The organism is Nocardiopsis sp. ATB16-24, assembly GCF_030271535.1.
GTDB lineage: Bacteria > Actinomycetota > Actinomycetes > Streptosporangiales > Streptosporangiaceae > Nocardiopsis.
Map to the genome: position 1 here is coordinate 427,794 of NZ_JASCXJ010000001.1, position 16,014 is coordinate 443,807.

Below are 16,014 nucleotides of genomic sequence, written 5' to 3' on the forward strand. Positions count from 1 at the left end.
CGACCCCACGCGGACGGTGGCCGTGGTCCACGGCCACCGTCCGTAGGTCAGCCGACGACGATGTTCACCAGCTTGGGCGCGCGCACGACCACCTTGCGGACCTGCTTGTCCCCGATGAAGTTGCGTGCCTTCTCCGAGGCCAGGGCCAGGCGCTCCAGCTCGGCCGGGTCGATGTCGGGCGACACGGAAAGCTTGTCGCGGACCTTGCTCTGCACCTGGACCACGCAGGTGACCGACTCCTGTACCAACAGCTCGGGGTCGGCCTCGGGCCAGTTGCCGACGGCCACACTGCCCTTGTGTCCCAGCTTCTCCCAGCCCTCCTCGGCCACGTAGGGCGCGAACAGGGACAGGGCGACCGCCGTGAACTCCGCGGCCTCGCGCACCGCCGGGTCCGCGGCGCCCGGACCCGAGTCGATGGCCTTACGGGCGGCCGAGACCAGTTCCATGACACGGGCGATGGCCACGTTGAACCGGCGGGCCTCGACCAGCGTGGTGATCTGGTCGATGGCCCGGTGGGTGGCCCTGCGTAGTTCGGTGTCGCCCTTGGCCGGGTCGACGCCCGGCTCACCGGCCGCACCGGCCTCGCTCATCACCCGGTAGGCGCGGTTGAGGAACTTCTGCGCGGCGACGACGGAGACGTCGGCCCAGTCCACGTCCTCCTCGGGAGGGGAGGCGAACAGCATCGTCAGCCGGACGGCGTCCACGCCGTAGGCGTCGATCTCCTGTCCGAGGTCCACACCGTTGCCCAGGGACTTGGACATCGCCCGACCCTGGTTGATGACCTGCCCCTGGTTGGTCAGACGGCGGAAGGGCTCGGTGAAGGAGACCATGCCCATGTCGTACAGGACCTTGGTGAAGAAGCGCGCGTACATCAGGTGCAGGGTGGCGTGCTCCTTGCCACCGATGTAGTGGTCCACGGGACCCCACTTCTCGACCGCCTCGGTGTCGAAGGGGGCGGTGTCGAGGTCAGGGGAGCAGTAGCGCAGGAAGTACCAGGACGAGTCCACGAAGGTGTCCATGGTGTCGGTGTCGCGCTCGGCGGGACCACCACAGGAGGGGCAGTCGACCTCGACCCAGTCCTTGGCCGCGGCCAGCGGGGAGATCCCCTTGGGGGCCAGTTCCGCGCCCTTGAGCTCGGGCAGGGTGACGGGCAGCTGCTCGTCGGGGACCGGCACCTCCCCGCAGGAGGGGCAGTGGACGATCGGGATGGGCGTGCCCCAGTAGCGCTGGCGGGACAGCAGCCAGTCGCGCAGGCGGTAGTTGACCGTCCTGTCGCCGGTTCCACGCTCGGCCAGCACCTCGATGATGCGTTCGATGGCATCGGCCTTGGACAGTCCGTCCAGCGGGCCGGAGTCGCGCAGGGTGCCCTCTCCCATGGTGGCCACGCCGGTCTCCACGGGGTCGGGTTCGCCCGTCTCGACCACGACGCGGACCGGCAGGTCGAAGGCCAGGGCGAAGTCCAGGTCACGCTGGTCGTGCGCGGGCACGGCCATGATGGCGCCGTGGCCGTAGTCGGCCAGGACGTAGTCGGCGGCCCACACCGGCATGCGTTCGCCGTTGACGGGGTTGATGGCGTGACGGCCCAGGAACACGCCGGTCTTGGGGCGCTCGGTGGCCTGACGCTCGACGTCGGAGAGCTTGGCCACGTCGGCGCGGTAGGCCTCGAAGGCCTCGCGCTGCTCGGGGGTGCACAGCTCCTCGGCCAGTTCGGCGTCGACGGCCACGACGAAGAACGTGGCGCCGTAGAGGGTGTCGGGCCGGGTGGTGAAGACGGTGACGGGCTCCTCACGGCCCTCGATCGTGAAGTGGACGTCCGCGCCGGTGGAACGGCCGATCCAGTTGCGCTGCATGGCCAGGATCTCGTCCGGCCAGCGTCCGCCGTCCAGCTGGTCCATGTCGTCCAGCAGGCGCTGGGCGTAGTCCGTGATCTTGAAGTACCACTGGTTCAGCTTGCGCCGGACGACCTCGGTGCCGCAGCGCTCGCACCTGCCCTGCACGACCTGCTCGTTGGCCAGCACCGTCTGGTCCTGGGGGCACCAGTTGACCTGGCCCTCCTTGCGGTAGGCCAGTCCACGCTCGAAGAAACGCGTGAACAGCCACTGGTTCCACTTGTAGTACTCGGGGTCGCTGGTGTGCAGACGCCGTGACCAGTCCACGCTGATGCCGTAACGACGGAACGAGGCCGCCTGGGTCTCGATGTTGGCGTAGGTCCACTCCGCGGGGTGGGAGTTGTTCCTGATGGCCGCGTTCTCGGCGGGCAGGCCGAAGGAGTCCCAGCCGATGGGGTGCAGGACGTTGTCCCCGCGCTGGAGACGGTAACGGCTGATGACGTCGCCGATGGCGTAGGCCTCGGCGTGGCCCATGTGGAGGTCGCCCGAGGGATAGGCGAACATGTCGACGATGTAGGAGCGCGGGCGGGTGTCCGCGGGGTCCTCGTTCGCCTCGAACGGAAGTTCGGCGGCCCAGCGCGCCTGCCATTTGTCCTGGAGGGCGCGGGCGTCGTAGGTGTCGCCCCGGGTCTGGTCGCCGTCTACCGCTGTCATCACCAATGTCCTTAACCGGTCCTGGGTGTACACGACTCAGGTTAGCGGCTGGCGGGGCCGGACGCGGACGCCTTCCCCAGCCCCGCTCCCCCTCGGTGCCTCCGCCGACCTGGAGAGGTCGGACACGGGGCACGGGAGCGGATCGGGGAATCGCCACCCTCTTCCCTCTCCACACCGACCGGCCGGTTTGTTACCCTTCGGTCAAAGTGGCACAGGACACGCGGTCCGGGTCACACTGGAGTTCCGCCCTGCCCTGTCCGTCTTCGTTCCGTCTGTCTTCGGGAGGCCCCATGTTCAACCTGTCCGTGCTTCTGGAAGACGGTGCCCGGTCGGTCCCCGAGAAGGAGTGTCTGGTCTTCGGAGACCTGCGCCTGAACTACGCGATCACGGACATGATCGCCAACCAGGTCGCGAACCTCCTGGTCTCCCGGGGAGTCAGGCCCGGTGACCGTATCGCGCTGGCCAGTCCGAACGTGCCCTACTTCCCCTTCGTGTACTTCGGCGCCCTCAAGGCGGGCGCGGTGGTCGTACCGTTGAACGTTCTGCTGACCCCCCGTGAGATCGCCTACCACCTGGAGGACTCCGGGGCCAAGGCGCTCTTCGCCTTCACCGGTACTCCCGAACTCCCGCTGGGCGAGCGTGCCTTCGAGGCCTTCGGCCAGGTGGAGGGCTGTGAGTTCTACGTGGACCTGCCCGCCACCCCCGGCGCCACCGAGTCCACGATCGAGGGGGCCGAGACCTTCTGGAAGGCCCTGGAGGGTCAGCCCGGCGAATTCGAGACGGTGCAGGCCGGCGCCGACGACACCGCCGTCATCATCTACACCAGTGGCACCACCGGTAAGCCCAAGGGCGCCGAGCTGAGCCACAGCAACCTGATGATGAACGCCGTCGTCTCCTCCAGTCTGGTCAATCCCCACCCCGAGGGACGCGACATCAGCCTGGTCGTCCTGCCGCTGTTCCACATCTTCGGACAGACGGTCATGCTCAACGCGGTCCTGTACCGGCACGGGACGATGATCCTCATGCCGCGCTTCGACGGGGCCGAGGCGCTCAGGCTCATGGAGAAGGAGAACGTCACCGGCTTCGCGGGCGTGCCGACCATGTACTGGGGTCTGCTGAACGCCGTGCAGACGGCCGAATCGGGCACCTACGACATCGAGAAGATCGCGGGCAACATCGTGGACGCGGTCTCGGGGGGCGCCGCCCTGCCTGGACAGCTGGCCGAGGACTTCACCAAGACCTTCGGAGTGGGTATCAAGGAGGGCTACGGCCTGTCCGAGACCTCGCCGGTGGTCTCCTTCAACAACCCCAAGGTCAAGGCCAAGACCGGCTCGATCGGTCTGCCGGTGTGGGGTGTGGAGATGAAGCTCATCGACGCCGACTGGAACGAGCAGCAGGAGGAGGGCGAGATCGCGGTGCGCGGGCACTGCGTGATGAAGGGTTACCACAACCGCCCCGAGGTCAACGCCGAGGTGATACGGGACGGGTGGTTCCGCACCGGCGACATCGCCCGCCGCGATGAGGAGGGCTTCTACTTCATCATCGACCGCTCCAAGGACATGATCATCCGCGGTGGTTACAACGTCTACCCGCGTGAGGTCGAGGAGGTCCTGATGACCCACGAGGCGGTCAGCCTGGCCGCCGTCGTCGGTGTCCCCCACGACACCCACGGTGAGGAGATCAAGGCGTTCGTGATCCCCAAGGAGGGCGCCGAGGTCACCCCCGAGGAGCTCGTCGACTGGGCCAAGGAGCGTCTGGCCGCCTACAAGTACCCCCGTGAGGTGGAGCTGCGCACCGAGCTGCCGATGACCTCCACCGGCAAGATCCTCAAGCGCGAGCTGCGCGACTGAGTCCGCGACGGGTCCCGATCCTCCTTCCGAGGGGATCGGGACCCGTCTTCGGTGGGGGCGCGGCGAAGGACCCGCCCTCGACGGCGCCCGGAGAAGGCGGCGTCCCGAAGGCGGGTCCCGAAGGCACCGGTCAGCCCTTGACGGCTCCCTGGACGAGTCCGGAGACCAGGAAACGCTGAACGAGGACGAAGAAGACCATCACCGGGATGGTGATGAGCGTGGAGGCGGCCATCACATGTCCCCAGTCGTTGGCGTACTGGCCGAAGAACTGGCGCAGCCCGACCGCCACCGTGTACTTCTCACTCTGGGTCATGAAGGTCAGCGCCAGCACGAACTCATTCCACGCCACGATGAACGAGAAGATGGCGGTGGCCACCAGTCCCGGGGCGACCAGGGGGAACAACACCCTCCAGAACATCTGACTCCATGAGGCACCGTCGATGTAGGCGGCCTCCTCCACCTCCACCGGCACGGCCGCGACGAAGCCGCGCATCATCCACACCGCCAGCGGCAGGGAGAGCGCCACGTAGACCGCGCCCAGACCCAGCACGGTGTTGAGCAGCCTCAGGTCGCGCACCTGGAGGAAGAGCGGGATGACCAACGCCTCCAACGGCACCATCTGCACGATGAGGATCATCACCAGGACGGCCGTGCGCAACCGGAAACGGAATCGGGCCACCGCCACCGCGGCCAGCAGCGACAGCACGCACGCGCCGGCCACGGTGATGCAGGCGACGATGAGCGAATTGCGCATGTACGTGCCGAAGTCGGCCTCGGTCAGTACGTAGACGAAGTTGTCCAGGGACACCCCGGTGGGCAACAGCGACCCCGTGCCCGCGGTGGCCCTGTCGGAGAAGGCGCTGACGAGCATGAAGTAGACGGGAAAGAGGGTGAAGAGCAACAGCACGGCCACTCCGAGCCCCTTGGCCAGGGACCGGACCGTGCGCAGGACCTCTCCCCTGCGGCGGGCGGCGCGGACGCGCTGTTCCCACGAGGTGTCGGCGGCGGGTGTGTCGGTGCGCGTGACCACGGTGTTCCTCCTCAACGGTGCCCGCGGGGCCGGATCCGGTTGCTCCAGGTCCGAAGCGGACCGTTAGAATCCTCCTTTGGCCGGGGGCGGGCCACCTTGGCGCCCCGGCGCTGGAGGAGGAGACATGACTGTGTCTGCGGGGTCGCCGGAGGCGGTGGCGTAGCGCCGTGCACGATTCCTCCGGCCCCTCCCCCACCGAGGTCGTCATCAACTGGATCCCCCATGACGCGCGTTTCCGGGACCACGCGGTCCGACACGCCCTGGACGATCCCAGCGGGCGACTGCTGCACTCCTACGTCGACGACCTCGTCAACGGGAACCATGACGAGGGACGCCCGTTGGGCGAGTACGACCTGCGCACCATGGCCGCGGTGCGCGAGGACCTGCACCGCGACTCCCTGTCCTCGGTGGACTGGCGCCGGGTACGCGACAAGCTGGTCTCGGGCGTCCACTGAGCCCTCTCCCCGCGTCGCCGTGGTCATCGGAGCCCGTCCTCTCGGAACAGCGCGCGCAGATAGAACACGGTGACCACCAGCAACAGCAGCGTCAGCAGGACCGCGATGGCCGAACCGAGACCGTAGTCGTTGTGGCCGAAGGACCGCACGTAGGACCACACACCCAGGTTGAGCATCTGAGAGCCGCCCACGTCTCCGCCGGGCATCAGGTAGATCTGCGCGAAGACCTTGAAGTCCCAGATGGTGGAGAGCACGGTGACGACGGCGAAGACCGGACGCAGAACCGGGAAGGTGACGTGCCAGAAGCGTTTCCAGGCGCCCGCGCCGTCGATGCGCGCCGCCTCGTGCAGTTCCCTGGGCACCGTGAGCAGGCCGGCGAGCACGGTCACGGCCACGAACGGGAAGCCGCCGTGCACCACGTTGAGCGTGACGATGGCGTAGAAGAACAGTCGGTCGGCGAACCAGTTGTACCCGGAAGGGTCCACCAGGCCCATGGAGCCCAGCGCCTGGGCGACGACGCCGCTGTCGACATCGAAGATCCAGAGCCACACGTAGGTGCCGCTGACCGCGGGCATGGCCCAGGCCACCATGATGCAGGAGACCACGAAGATCCTCAGCACGGGGTTCAGCGTGGACAGCAGCAACGCGACCAGCGTGCCCACGACGATGGTGGTCAGCACCGCGACCGCGGCGAAGACCACCGTGTTGAGCATCGCGACCTGCCACAGGTACGGGTCGGTCAACAGGGTGAGGTAGTTGTCCAGGCCGACGAACTCGGACTCGCCCGAGACGAGGTTGCGCAGCCGGTACTCGCGAAAGGACAGCCACACGATCCGGCCGAGCGGGAACAACAACAGCAGCCCGATGACGGTCAGCGCGGGGGTGAGCAGGACCCAGGGAAGGAGCGCCCGGCGTCCTCGCATGCCCAGGAGCGGTGCCCTCCGCGCCCCGGGCCGCCGCGGGGACGGCCCGGACGGGCGCTGGACCTCCTGCTCCGGTCCGCTGCTGGTGCCCAGCCCGACCGGTGTTCGCACGTGTCTACCCTCCGTTGAGGATGCGTTCGATCTCGTCCGCGGCGCTCTCCGTGGCCTCTTCCACCGTGGCCTCGCCGTTGAGGATGTCCTGCTGCATGCCGACCAGGACCTTCTCCGCCTCCACCTGGGTCCAGGCGGGGGTGACCGGCACGCCCCGGCTGGCCTCGCCGAGTTGGACGGCGAAGGGCTCCAGGATGGGGTCGGCGGAGGCGGAGAACTCGTCCACGCCCTCGATCGCCCCCGGGAAGAACCCGGTCTCCTCGGCCCAGCGCATGGAGAACTCGTCACCGGTCAGGTGTTGGACGTACTGCCAGGCCGCCTCCTCGTTCCCGGTGCCCTCGAAGACCGACAGCAACGAGCCGCCCGCGAAGGAGGGCATGTGGCCGCCGTCCTGCCCGGGCAGTGTGAAGGAGTCGATCCTGCCCTCCAGGTCGGGGTTGGCCTCCAGGATCGCCTTGGGGTTGGCGCTGCCGAGGATGGCCATGGCGGCCTCCTCGTCGGCGATGGCCTCCATGACGTCGATCTCGTTCCAGTTGACGGCCCCGGTGGTGGAGGTGCCGTCCTTCAGGGCGAGGTCGGTGAAGAACTCGATTCCGGCACGCCCCTCGTCGGTGTCCATCTGCGAGGTCCAGCCGCCGTCGGAGCCCTGCACCGCGATCTCTCCGCCACCGCCCCAGATCCAGGGCATGATCGAGTACTGGGCGTCCCCCGGTACGGGGAAGGCGATCATGTCCTCCTCCGCCTCGGACAGGGCCAGGGCGGTCTCGCGCAGCTCGTCCCAGTTCCGCGGGACCTCCAGGTCGTGTTCCTCGAACAGGTCGCTGCGGTAGACGATGGAGCGGATGGAGGCGTACCAGGGCACACCGTAGACGCCGTCTTCGATCTGTCCCATCTCCATCAGACCGGGGATGTACCGGTCCGTCTCGATGCCGTATCCGGACAGGTCGTGCAGGGCTCCCGCGTCGGCGAAGCCGGGTGTGAGGGTGTTGCCGAGCTCGACGACGTCGGGCACCGTGCCACCCGCGATGGCGGTGGAGATCTTGTTCTGGGCGTCCTGCCAGGGCACGAACTCGACCTGGACCTCGACACCGGTCTCGTCGGTGAACGCGGCGTTGGCCGCTTCGAAGAAGCCCGTCTCGTCAGGGTTGGTCCCCTGCATGATCCAGACCAGGAGGCTGTCGGTGTCGGAGGCGTCGCCTCCACCGCCTCCTCCGGTTCCGCACGCCGTCGCGGCAAGGACCAGTACCGCCGCCGCGGCGGGAAGCAGAACGTATCCGTGTGTTCGTCTGCGGGCCATCGGCACGCCTCCCGTTCCTTTCGAGGGTCCCCTCAGGGTTGGTAGGAAACCTACGTAAAGAACCACCTGGAGTGAAGTAAACCACTATATTTTGTGTCTGAGCCGTTAGAGAGGCGTTCTGGGAGGGAGTGTCGCGATCGTGGAACGAAGAACGCGTGTCGCCCCTTCCTTCCTGTTCGCCCTGGTCATGGGCGAAGGAACGTCGCCCGTCCGCCCCCGAGTCCGGGGGCGCAGGGGGTTGCGCGGACGCCGCGACCGGGCGCGCGAGAACGGCCCGCCACGCCACGGACGTCGAGGCCCCCTGCCGTCGAGGAGCTCGAAGGGCCGTGGCGGAGGTGGGCGGGGCCTGTGGGGATCACGGTCTATTCGGCCAGTCCGGTCACCTGGCGCAGGGTGGACAGGAGTTCGGCGCGCTTGTACACCGCCAGACCGATGGCGGCGGCGAAGGCCGCGAGCATGTGCACGTAGACCATGGGGTCGCCCCGGGTGAAGCGTTCGGCGGCCTCCTCCTCTCCGACCGTGTGGGCCTCCCACGCGGTGGAGACGGCGAACTCCAGTTCGGGAGGGAGCATCTCGGCCGCCATCCGGGCGACGGCCTCCCGGGAGTCGGCGGGCTTCCACACGACACCGGTCTGTTGGACACGGCGGCTGAGGAAGGCCGCGATGACCTTCAATTCGGAGACGACGGCGTCGGCGTCGTCGAAGGCGCGCGGAAGGACCTCGTCGAGCTCCTTCCTGTCCCGATCGGCGTAGGCGGCGATCAGGTCGATGGCGGTCCGTTTGACGTGCCCGGGCACGTCGGAGTCGGACGTGTGCCCGTTGGCGCTGTCATCGAAGGACTCGGACACGGCGTGCCCCTTCCGGTGGGTGTGCGGCTGGATACATGATGTCGCCCTTCTCGCCGGAGCGCCTGTGGACGAGCCGGGAGCCGCCCCTCGCGAACACGGCGGGTCCGTGCCCGGCGGGCGGGGCGTCGGTCGAGTCGGCGAAGAGCGCGGTCGGCGTGCCCCGGGGCGGTCCCGTACGGGACCGCCCCGGGAAGGGGTGAGGTGGTCAGAACCGCGGGCGCAACGGCATGTGCGCGTCGGTGCCGTCCGGCTTCACTCCGAGGATCTGGTGCAGTTGCACCACGTTCCTCTCGAAGCCGAGCACGCACCCCGCCATGTAGAGCCGCCAGACCCTGGCGGTGCCCTCTCCGACCTCGGCGACGGCCTCGTCCCAGTTGCGTTCCAGGTTGGCGCCCCAGTGGCGCAGGGTGAGCGCGTAGTGCTCGCGCAGGTTCTCCTGGTGGCGGATCTCGAAACCGGCGTCGTTCATCGCGGTCTGGATCTGGCCGGGGCCCTCCAACTCACCGTCGGGGAACACGTACCGGTTGATGACGCCCTTGGGGTTCATGGGCGCCAGGTCGTTGCGCGGCCGGGTGATGCAGTGGTTGAGCAGCCGTCCCCCGGGCACGAGTTTGGCGTTGAGCGAAGCGAAGTAGGAGGGCAGGTTCCTCGCTCCCACGTGCTCGGTCAGTCCGATGGAGCTGATCCGGTCGTAGCTGCCGTCGGGCAGGTCCCGGTAGTCCATGTGGCGGACCTCGGCCAGCTCGGACAGTCCTTCCTGCGCGATCTTCTTCGCCGCCCAGTCGGCCTGTTCCTTGGACAGGGTGACGCCCAGCGCCCGGACACCGTACTCACGGGCGGCGTGCATGACCATGCCGCCCCATCCACAGCCCACGTCGAGCAGGCGCATGCCCGGCTCCAGACCGAGCTTGCGCGACACCAGTGCGTACTTGCGGGACTGCGCGCTCTCCAGTGCGCCGTCGAAGCGCCCCACGCGTTCCAGGGAACCGTCCTCGTCGTCGAAGACCGCGCAGGTGTAGGTCATGGACGGCCCCAGGACCAACTCGTAGAAGGCGTTGGAGACGTCGTAGTGGTGGTGGATGACCTCGGCGTCGCGCTGCTTGGAGTGGCGCCATCCCAGGCCGGCGAGGCGCCCCTTGGTCATTTCCTGCGGAGGCGGGGCGACCCGGTTGACGAACTTGACCCAGCCCACGGAGCGTGCGATCTCGAACAGGTCGCGTCCCGAGACGCCGACCCCTCTGTGGAACACGAAGTCCGCCATGCGTCTGAGGGCGGTGTACATGTCCCCCTCCAGCTCCAGGTGGCCGGAGACGTAGGCACGGGTCAGGCCGACGGCGTCGGGGGACTGGGCCAGGTAGTTGACCGCGACCGGGGTACGCACGTGCAGCGTGATGTCGCTGTCGGGGTCCCCGGAAGCGCTGCCGTCGTAGGCGGTGAACCGGATGGGCGCGTCGGGCCCCACGACGCGTTCGAAGATCTCGGCGAGTCTCATGCTCTGTCCTTCCTCCTACCGTGGGGCGTCCCCGTCCCCGCGGTCACGTCCCAGTGGTGTCATGGCTCATCTGTTGCGTACGCACTTGGCGTACAGGTCGAGTAGCCGTCCTTGGGGGTCGTAGGTCTCCTTGAGCGCGGTGTAGGACGGACCGTTGTAGAACCGCCAGAAGTCCTCCTCCGTGTAGAAGGAGTCCGAGTACAGGGACTTGTGGCCGCCCAGTTCGGCGACCTTCTCCTCGATCAGACGGTTGTGGTGGGCGTGACGCTGACCGGGCTTCATGTCGACCAGACCCCAGAAGCCGAAGTTGACGTAGAGGCGGTCCTCCTCCATCGGGTAGAGCGGCCATACGTGTTCTCCCTCGCCCAGTCCGGGGCGCCGGGGTTCGCGCAGACGCAGAGGGCACATCCAGACGGGTGTCATCCCGATCTGGTCGTGGAAGAAGTCCAGGAACTCCGCGCCGCGTTCGACGCCCACCTCGATGTCCTGGATGAGTGGTTCCTGAGGGCGCCTGCCCCTGTAGTGGTTGAGGAGTCGGGAGAAGTCGGTGCGCCGGTCCCAGGCGACGAGCCTGCGGTAGACGTCGGAACGCTTGAGGGCACGCGGCCACAGGGGCCGGACCAGCGGGTGCTGTGTTCCGAAGGCCCGCGAGCACCAGAACCAGTCGGTGTCCCAACGCCACAGGTAGTCGTCGATGGTGAGGTAGTCGCCCGGGCCCTCGCCCGCGTAGCGCTGGATGGACCGGTAGTAGATGTCCCTGCCGGTGTAATCGCTGGTCCAGGGGGCGTGGTCGGTGAAGCGGGCCAGGGTCAGGTACAACTCGTCCGGGGCGAAGGCGACCCCGTCCACGAAGTCGACCGGCCGTCCGTCGTGCTCGTGATCGGCGCAGACGCGCGCGAGCGTCTCCATGGCCTCCTTCGCGTCGTGGAAGCGCAGGTGGCGCAGGTGCACGTAGGGAGAGACGGGCTCCAGTTCGATGCGCAGGCGCAGGCTGTACCCCAGCGTCCCGTAGGAGTTGGGGAAGCCGTGGAAGAGGTCGCTGAACTCGTTGTCCCGCCTGGCCGTGACGACGTCGCCGGCGCCGGTGAGGATCTCCATCTCCTGGACCGCCTCGTGCGGCAGACCGTTGCGGAAGGAGGAGGACTCGATGCCCATACCGGTCACGGCGCCACCGAGGGTGATGGTGCGCAGCTGCGGAACGACGGTCGGCATGAGCCCGTGCGGAAGGGTGGCGGCGACGAGGTCCTCGTAGGTGGTCATGCCGCCCACGTCGGCGAGACGCTCGACGGGGTCGATGGAGATGACGTCGGTGAACCCCGACACGTCCAGGGCGGGCGCGTCACCGGCCTCGCGGAACCGGAAGAGGTTGGACGTGGGCTTGGCCAGTCGTACCGGTACGTCGGGAGGCAGCGCCCTGTAGTCGCGGCGCAGTCTCTGTACCGCGGCGATGTGCCCGGCGAAGCCCGCCCGCCCTCCGGCGGAGGCATCGGTGACCGTTCCCTGCTGTTGAGCAGCCATCCCAGTTCCCGTCCCTTGACGACGCACACCGTCGATCGGCGCCGAGCCGCGCGGGACCCGCGCGGGCGGACCGATCCACTCAGTTCTACCTATCGGTAATGATGTTGTGCTACCCCATTTGTTCCGTGTCGCCCATGGACTTCCTCTCACCGTGCCCGTACGGAGAAGGCCGTTCCGGCAGGGCTCGTCGGACCCGTGGGCTCCGGCTCATCACAGTGGTACAGCACTGGTCGTAGGATCTGGGTTCGTGCGTATCGCTCTCGTAGACTCCGGTATCGGCATGCTCTCGACCGCGGCCGCCCTGCACGCCGCGCGCCCGGACGCCGACCTGTTCCTGTCCATGGACCCGGACCACATGCCCTGGGGTCCGCGCACCGCGGACGAGGTCATCGCGCGTGCGTTGACCGGAGCGCGCGTCGCCCTCGACGCGGCGGGCGAGCCGGGGCTGGACGCCGTGGTGGTGCCGTGCAACACCGCTTCGGTGCACGGTCTGGCGGAGCTGCGGGCCGAGTTCGAGCCGCGGATCCCGGTGATCGGCACGGTACCCGCGATCAAACCCGCCGCCGCCGCGGGCGGGCCGATCGCTGTGTGGTCCACCGCCGCGACCACGCGCAGCGAGTACCAGCGTCGGCTCATCGAGACCTTCGCTCACGGCGTGGAGGTGACCCCGGTGGCCTGTGCGGGACTGGCCGAGGCGGTGGAGTCGGCCGACCCCCGGCTGATCGAGGACGCGGTGACCTACGCCGCCGAGTCGACCCCCGACGACGTGCGCGGCGTCGTGCTCGGCTGCACCCACTACGACCTGGTGAGCGAGCAGATCACGGCGGCCCTGGGCGAAGGGGTCACACTGTTCACCGCCGCCGGGGCCGTGGCCGCCCAGGCACTGCGCCGCATCGGCGAACCGCCGACCGGGAGCGGGCCGGGCCGGGTCCGGGTACTGGCCAGCGGACGCCCCGCTCCGATGCCCGCCGCCGCGCTGGCCTATCCGGCCGGCCGCGCGCTCATGGGCGGGGTACGCACCCCCACCACGTAGAAGGCGTGCGGTGGACGTTCACGCCTTTCGCCCGGTCCCTTTCGCGGTGCCGCTTCCGGCCCTCCCGTGGCACGTCGCCGACGGGCCCTAAGAGCGCGGTGCCAGGGTCTCCGCCATGGACCTCGTCCGCTCGACGCGCTCCGGTCCGACCCGGACGGCTTCGCCGTCCAGCGCACCGGCGGCCAGGGTCCGCACCAGGGCCCGCACCCCCGCCGTGTCGTTGTCGTGCAGCAGGGTCTCCAGCAGGGACAGCGCCGCGCGCTGATCCCCCGGGCGCTCCCGCACGTACCGCCACTGCGGTTCGGTCGCCGCGTCCGAGAGCATCAGCGTGCGTCCCACCTGGCCGAGGGCGGTCAGCAGCGAAGTGTCGTGCGGTTTCTGTTCCAGGGCGGCGTTGACCTGCTCGGCCTGCTGCTCGGGGTCGACCTCCTCGGTCGGCTGCGACCTCAGAAACTCCAACACCCTCTCCGCCGGGGCCAGGGGTCGGGTGGGCGGCATCCGCTCGATCATGCCGCGCACCTCCCTCAGGTCCCCCATGATCTCCTCCGTCCGCCCCAACTCCCCGATGAGCCGTTCCGCCCTCAGCGCGGAACAGCTCGCCACCCAGCGGGCCCCTCGCCCCGAGGCCAGGCGCGCGGCGGAGAGGGCGAGCTCGGCACCACGGCGGGGCGCGCCCACCCGCTCGAAGTAGCGTGACCAGGTGGTCACCCGCACCCCCAGGCGCCAGTCATTGCGCACGGCCCCCTGACACACCAAGTTCTCCACCGCGTCGACCCAGGCGGGCCGCAGGCTCGGGTGTGCCTCGGCCTCCTCCACCGTGGGGAGCGATGCGATGGCCTCCTCCGGACGGCACTGACCCAGGCGGGCCGACCAGGACAGCAGCCGTGCCCGCTCGAAGCGGATACGGCGGTGCAGGGCGATCCGGCGCGGATCGGCCTCGTCCAGGGCCGACTCCGCCTCCATCCGGTCCAGCGTCTCCAGGGCGTGGACGTGCTTGTCCTGGTGGCGCAAAGACCTGACCAGGGTGAAGACGCCCTCGGAGCCGAGCAGGGCGGGACCGGTGGCGGTGTGCTCATAGCGCCGCAGCTCTCCTTCGGCCCGATCCGGCAGGTCCTCGTCGATGAGGAGGTTCACCCGGGCGAGAACGAGTGCGGGCCATGCGGGGGTGCGCTCCCATCCCGCCAGGTTGGAGGTGGAGAGGAGTTCACGGCGCAGACCGACGGTACCGCGGGCGTCGATGTTGGCGTGGCAGCGCGCCAGGGTCTCCACCAGGGAGACGGGCAGGGGTCCGTGCTCGTGCGGTCCGGGCTCGTCACCGGCCGCGGCCCTGACCTGGTCGAGCGCGCGCCTGCCCTCGGCGAGAGCGCCCACACGCACGGCCAACGGCCAATGGGCGAGGAAGAACAGGGTCGGCGTCCCCAAGACCCCCGGCACCTCGGGTTCGGTCCCGCCCGCCTCCGCGACCAGTCGGCGCGCGGTACGCAGGGCAGAACGCGCCACCGCCTCGACACGCACCGAGTCCCCGGCCTCACAGAGCACCGGAAGACTCCAGACCGCGTCGGCCAACTCCGTCTGCCCCACCGCCCTGAGCCGGCGGGCGACCTCCGCCGCCCATGTCCACATCGGCATGCTTTCTCCCCCTGTCAGTGCCGCATGAGAACAGAACGTAGCAGTGTGGTGACAGGCCTGTCCGGAAAACACGAAAACCTGTATTCCACAGTGCTTACGCACCTGATGGGGGGTGGACCCGGCCCGCTAGACTCGGACCACCGTGGTGCCCCGGTGAGGAACACCACGGCCCCGCCCGACCAGCCGCACTAAGGGGACACAGCGCCGATGGGATGGCGAGACCGTTTCGGACTCCGTAAGGCCAACCGCCAGGGCAAGGCCCGTTTCGACCGGGCAGTAGAGGATTCGGACATCAAGGCGCTGATCGATTTCGCCAAGAGCCGGGTGGGGGTGGAGTTCTTCGTGGAACCGGAGACCTTCGCCACCAGGGCCACCGCCGTCGCGGTCGCCACCGACGGCGAGTGGATCCGCCGTCGGTGCGGATCCCCCGAGGTGATCCGCAAGGTCGCCGGTGACCTGGCGGTCCCCGCCTACGACGTGCAGATCGTCGGTTATCCGCAGCGGATGCGCGACTGGAGCGCCCGTAACAAACGCGGCCTGTCCCTGGATGAGTGAGGCCCGCCCCACACACTGACGTGTCGGGCGGAACCCGCCGTATCGACACGCCGCCGAGATCACGTCCGAAACCCTCTACCGGGTCATTTTGGGCATTGATGACGACTCCTTGCCGCGACTTCCTCGCCGAACGGGTTCCCTAACGGGCTCCATCCGTCGCATACTCGCCTGGGAAGGGGGACTCTGATGAAGCAGGATCTCACGGCCCTGTGCTGCGACTGCGGCACGATTCGCGAGGTGAGCGACTACCAGAGTGTCGGCGAGGCGCAGTCCGCCTATGGGCTGGCCCGCTGCGTCGTCTGGCGCAAGTGCCGTAACTGCGGCTACCGCACCTACCACGCCTATCTGCGCGCGGACGAGGACCGCGACGAACTGGAGGACGCCCTCCGACTGGACGGCGCCCTGGCCGCGGAGGCCCTCGACGAGGAGGTCGAGCAACTGCGGCTGTGCGGGGTCGAGATCGGCCACGCCCCGGTCCCCGCCATCTGGGACGGGCAGTCCGTCGGCATGGTGACCCAGCGGCTGACCGACTACACCTACTCGATCGTGTTGGACCCCGAGGCCTCCGTGGTCTCCCGGCTCAAGCTCATCGACATGATGTGGAACGAACTGCTGGTCGGCGACCATGACGATCGCTGGTTCATCCAAGAGGCCGAGGACGACGAATCCCCCGCTTACGCGATCCGGCTGTTCGGTTACCGGACCCGGGGCTGACGACGACCCGACCCCT

General features: G+C 68.7%; 13 protein-coding genes. 5 read left to right on the forward strand and 8 right to left on the reverse strand.

Annotation, left to right across the window (positions count from 1 at the left end; translation table 11 throughout):
• Positions 1-47 precede the first annotated feature (47 nt).
• Positions 48-2,543 carry a leucine--tRNA ligase gene (gene leuS / locus PFX91_RS01725; protein WP_285728883.1) on the reverse strand — a complete coding sequence of 832 codons (2,496 nt, stop codon included), beginning with the start codon at positions 2,541-2,543 and terminating at the stop codon, positions 48-50.
• A gap of 290 nt (positions 2,544-2,833) precedes the next feature.
• On the opposite strand from leuS, the gene PFX91_RS01730 reads away from it, so the two are divergent.
• Positions 2,834-4,393 (forward strand): long-chain-fatty-acid--CoA ligase, encoded by a 1,560-nt coding sequence (locus tag PFX91_RS01730; protein ID WP_285728884.1) that lies wholly within the window; start codon positions 2,834-2,836, stop codon positions 4,391-4,393.
• 130 nt (positions 4,394-4,523) lie between these two features.
• Here PFX91_RS01730 and PFX91_RS01735 read toward each other — a convergent pair whose 3' ends face one another.
• The gene (locus PFX91_RS01735) at positions 4,524-5,423 is read right to left on the reverse strand and encodes a carbohydrate ABC transporter permease (RefSeq protein ID WP_285728885.1); all 900 of its coding nucleotides are present in this window, start codon (positions 5,421-5,423) and stop codon (positions 4,524-4,526) included.
• Positions 5,424-5,590: 167 nt separating this feature from the next.
• On the opposite strand from PFX91_RS01735, the gene PFX91_RS01740 reads away from it, so the two are divergent.
• Positions 5,591-5,878, forward strand: coding sequence for a hypothetical protein (locus PFX91_RS01740; protein ID WP_285728886.1), 288 nt, complete (start codon positions 5,591-5,593; stop codon positions 5,876-5,878).
• 23 nt (positions 5,879-5,901) lie between these two features.
• Here PFX91_RS01740 and PFX91_RS01745 read toward each other — a convergent pair whose 3' ends face one another.
• From PFX91_RS01745 to PFX91_RS01765, 5 genes are all read right to left on the reverse strand, one after another.
• Entirely contained in the window at positions 5,902-6,801 is a 900-nt protein-coding gene (locus PFX91_RS01745) for a carbohydrate ABC transporter permease (RefSeq protein ID WP_285728974.1), read from the reverse strand.
• Positions 6,802-6,916: 115 nt separating this feature from the next.
• On the reverse strand, positions 6,917-8,209 hold the full coding sequence (locus tag PFX91_RS01750) for a sugar ABC transporter substrate-binding protein (RefSeq protein WP_285728888.1): 1,293 nt from the start codon (positions 8,207-8,209) through the stop codon (positions 6,917-6,919).
• Positions 8,210-8,571: 362 nt separating this feature from the next.
• Complete coding sequence (locus tag PFX91_RS01755) at positions 8,572-9,057, reverse strand: hypothetical protein (protein WP_285728889.1); 486 nt, start codon at positions 9,055-9,057, stop codon at positions 8,572-8,574.
• Positions 9,058-9,262: 205 nt separating this feature from the next.
• On the reverse strand, positions 9,263-10,549 hold the full coding sequence (locus tag PFX91_RS01760; protein WP_285728890.1) for an SAM-dependent methyltransferase: 1,287 nt from the start codon (positions 10,547-10,549) through the stop codon (positions 9,263-9,265).
• A 66-nt stretch (positions 10,550-10,615) separates the two neighbouring features.
• The gene (locus PFX91_RS01765; protein WP_285728891.1) at positions 10,616-12,067 is read right to left on the reverse strand and encodes an FAD-binding oxidoreductase; all 1,452 of its coding nucleotides are present in this window, start codon (positions 12,065-12,067) and stop codon (positions 10,616-10,618) included.
• 247 nt (positions 12,068-12,314) lie between these two features.
• Between PFX91_RS01765 and PFX91_RS01770 the strand changes: the two genes are divergently transcribed.
• Complete coding sequence (locus PFX91_RS01770) at positions 12,315-13,100, forward strand: glutamate racemase (RefSeq protein WP_285728892.1); 786 nt, start codon at positions 12,315-12,317, stop codon at positions 13,098-13,100.
• A gap of 87 nt (positions 13,101-13,187) precedes the next feature.
• On the opposite strand, the gene PFX91_RS01775 is transcribed toward PFX91_RS01770, so the two are convergent.
• Positions 13,188-14,729 carry a hypothetical protein gene (locus PFX91_RS01775; RefSeq protein WP_285728894.1) on the reverse strand — a complete coding sequence of 514 codons (1,542 nt, stop codon included), beginning with the start codon at positions 14,727-14,729 and terminating at the stop codon, positions 13,188-13,190.
• 207 nt (positions 14,730-14,936) lie between these two features.
• Between PFX91_RS01775 and PFX91_RS01780 the strand changes: the two genes are divergently transcribed.
• Together PFX91_RS01780 and PFX91_RS01785 are read left to right on the forward strand one after the other, a co-directional pair.
• Positions 14,937-15,284 (forward strand): hypothetical protein, encoded by a 348-nt coding sequence (locus PFX91_RS01780; RefSeq protein ID WP_285728895.1) that lies wholly within the window; start codon positions 14,937-14,939, stop codon positions 15,282-15,284.
• Between the two features lie 186 nt (positions 15,285-15,470).
• Entirely contained in the window at positions 15,471-15,998 is a 528-nt protein-coding gene (locus PFX91_RS01785) for a DUF6315 family protein (protein WP_285728896.1), read from the forward strand.
• Positions 15,999-16,014: the final 16 nt, after the last annotated feature.

What these genes read in the sequence shown, in the direction of transcription:
- PFX91_RS01785 (WP_285728896.1), top strand. Translation starts at nt 15,471, where the DNA reads ATGAAGCAGGATCTCACGGCCCTGTGCTGCGACTGCGGCACGATTCGC.
- PFX91_RS01775 (WP_285728894.1), bottom strand. Translation starts at nt 14,729, where the DNA reads ATGCCGATGTGGACATGGGCGGCGGAGGTCGCCCGCCGGCTCAGGGCG.
- PFX91_RS01730 (WP_285728884.1), top strand. Translation starts at nt 2,834, where the DNA reads ATGTTCAACCTGTCCGTGCTTCTGGAAGACGGTGCCCGGTCGGTCCCC.
- PFX91_RS01760 (WP_285728890.1), bottom strand. Translation starts at nt 10,549, where the DNA reads ATGAGACTCGCCGAGATCTTCGAACGCGTCGTGGGGCCCGACGCGCCC.
- PFX91_RS01745 (WP_285728974.1), bottom strand. Translation starts at nt 6,801, where the DNA reads ATGCGAGGACGCCGGGCGCTCCTTCCCTGGGTCCTGCTCACCCCCGCG.
- PFX91_RS01780 (WP_285728895.1), top strand. Translation starts at nt 14,937, where the DNA reads ATGGGATGGCGAGACCGTTTCGGACTCCGTAAGGCCAACCGCCAGGGC.
- PFX91_RS01750 (WP_285728888.1), bottom strand. Translation starts at nt 8,209, where the DNA reads ATGGCCCGCAGACGAACACACGGATACGTTCTGCTTCCCGCCGCGGCG.
- leuS (WP_285728883.1), bottom strand. Translation starts at nt 2,543, where the DNA reads ATGACAGCGGTAGACGGCGACCAGACCCGGGGCGACACCTACGACGCC.
- PFX91_RS01765 (WP_285728891.1), bottom strand. Translation starts at nt 12,067, where the DNA reads ATGGCTGCTCAACAGCAGGGAACGGTCACCGATGCCTCCGCCGGAGGG.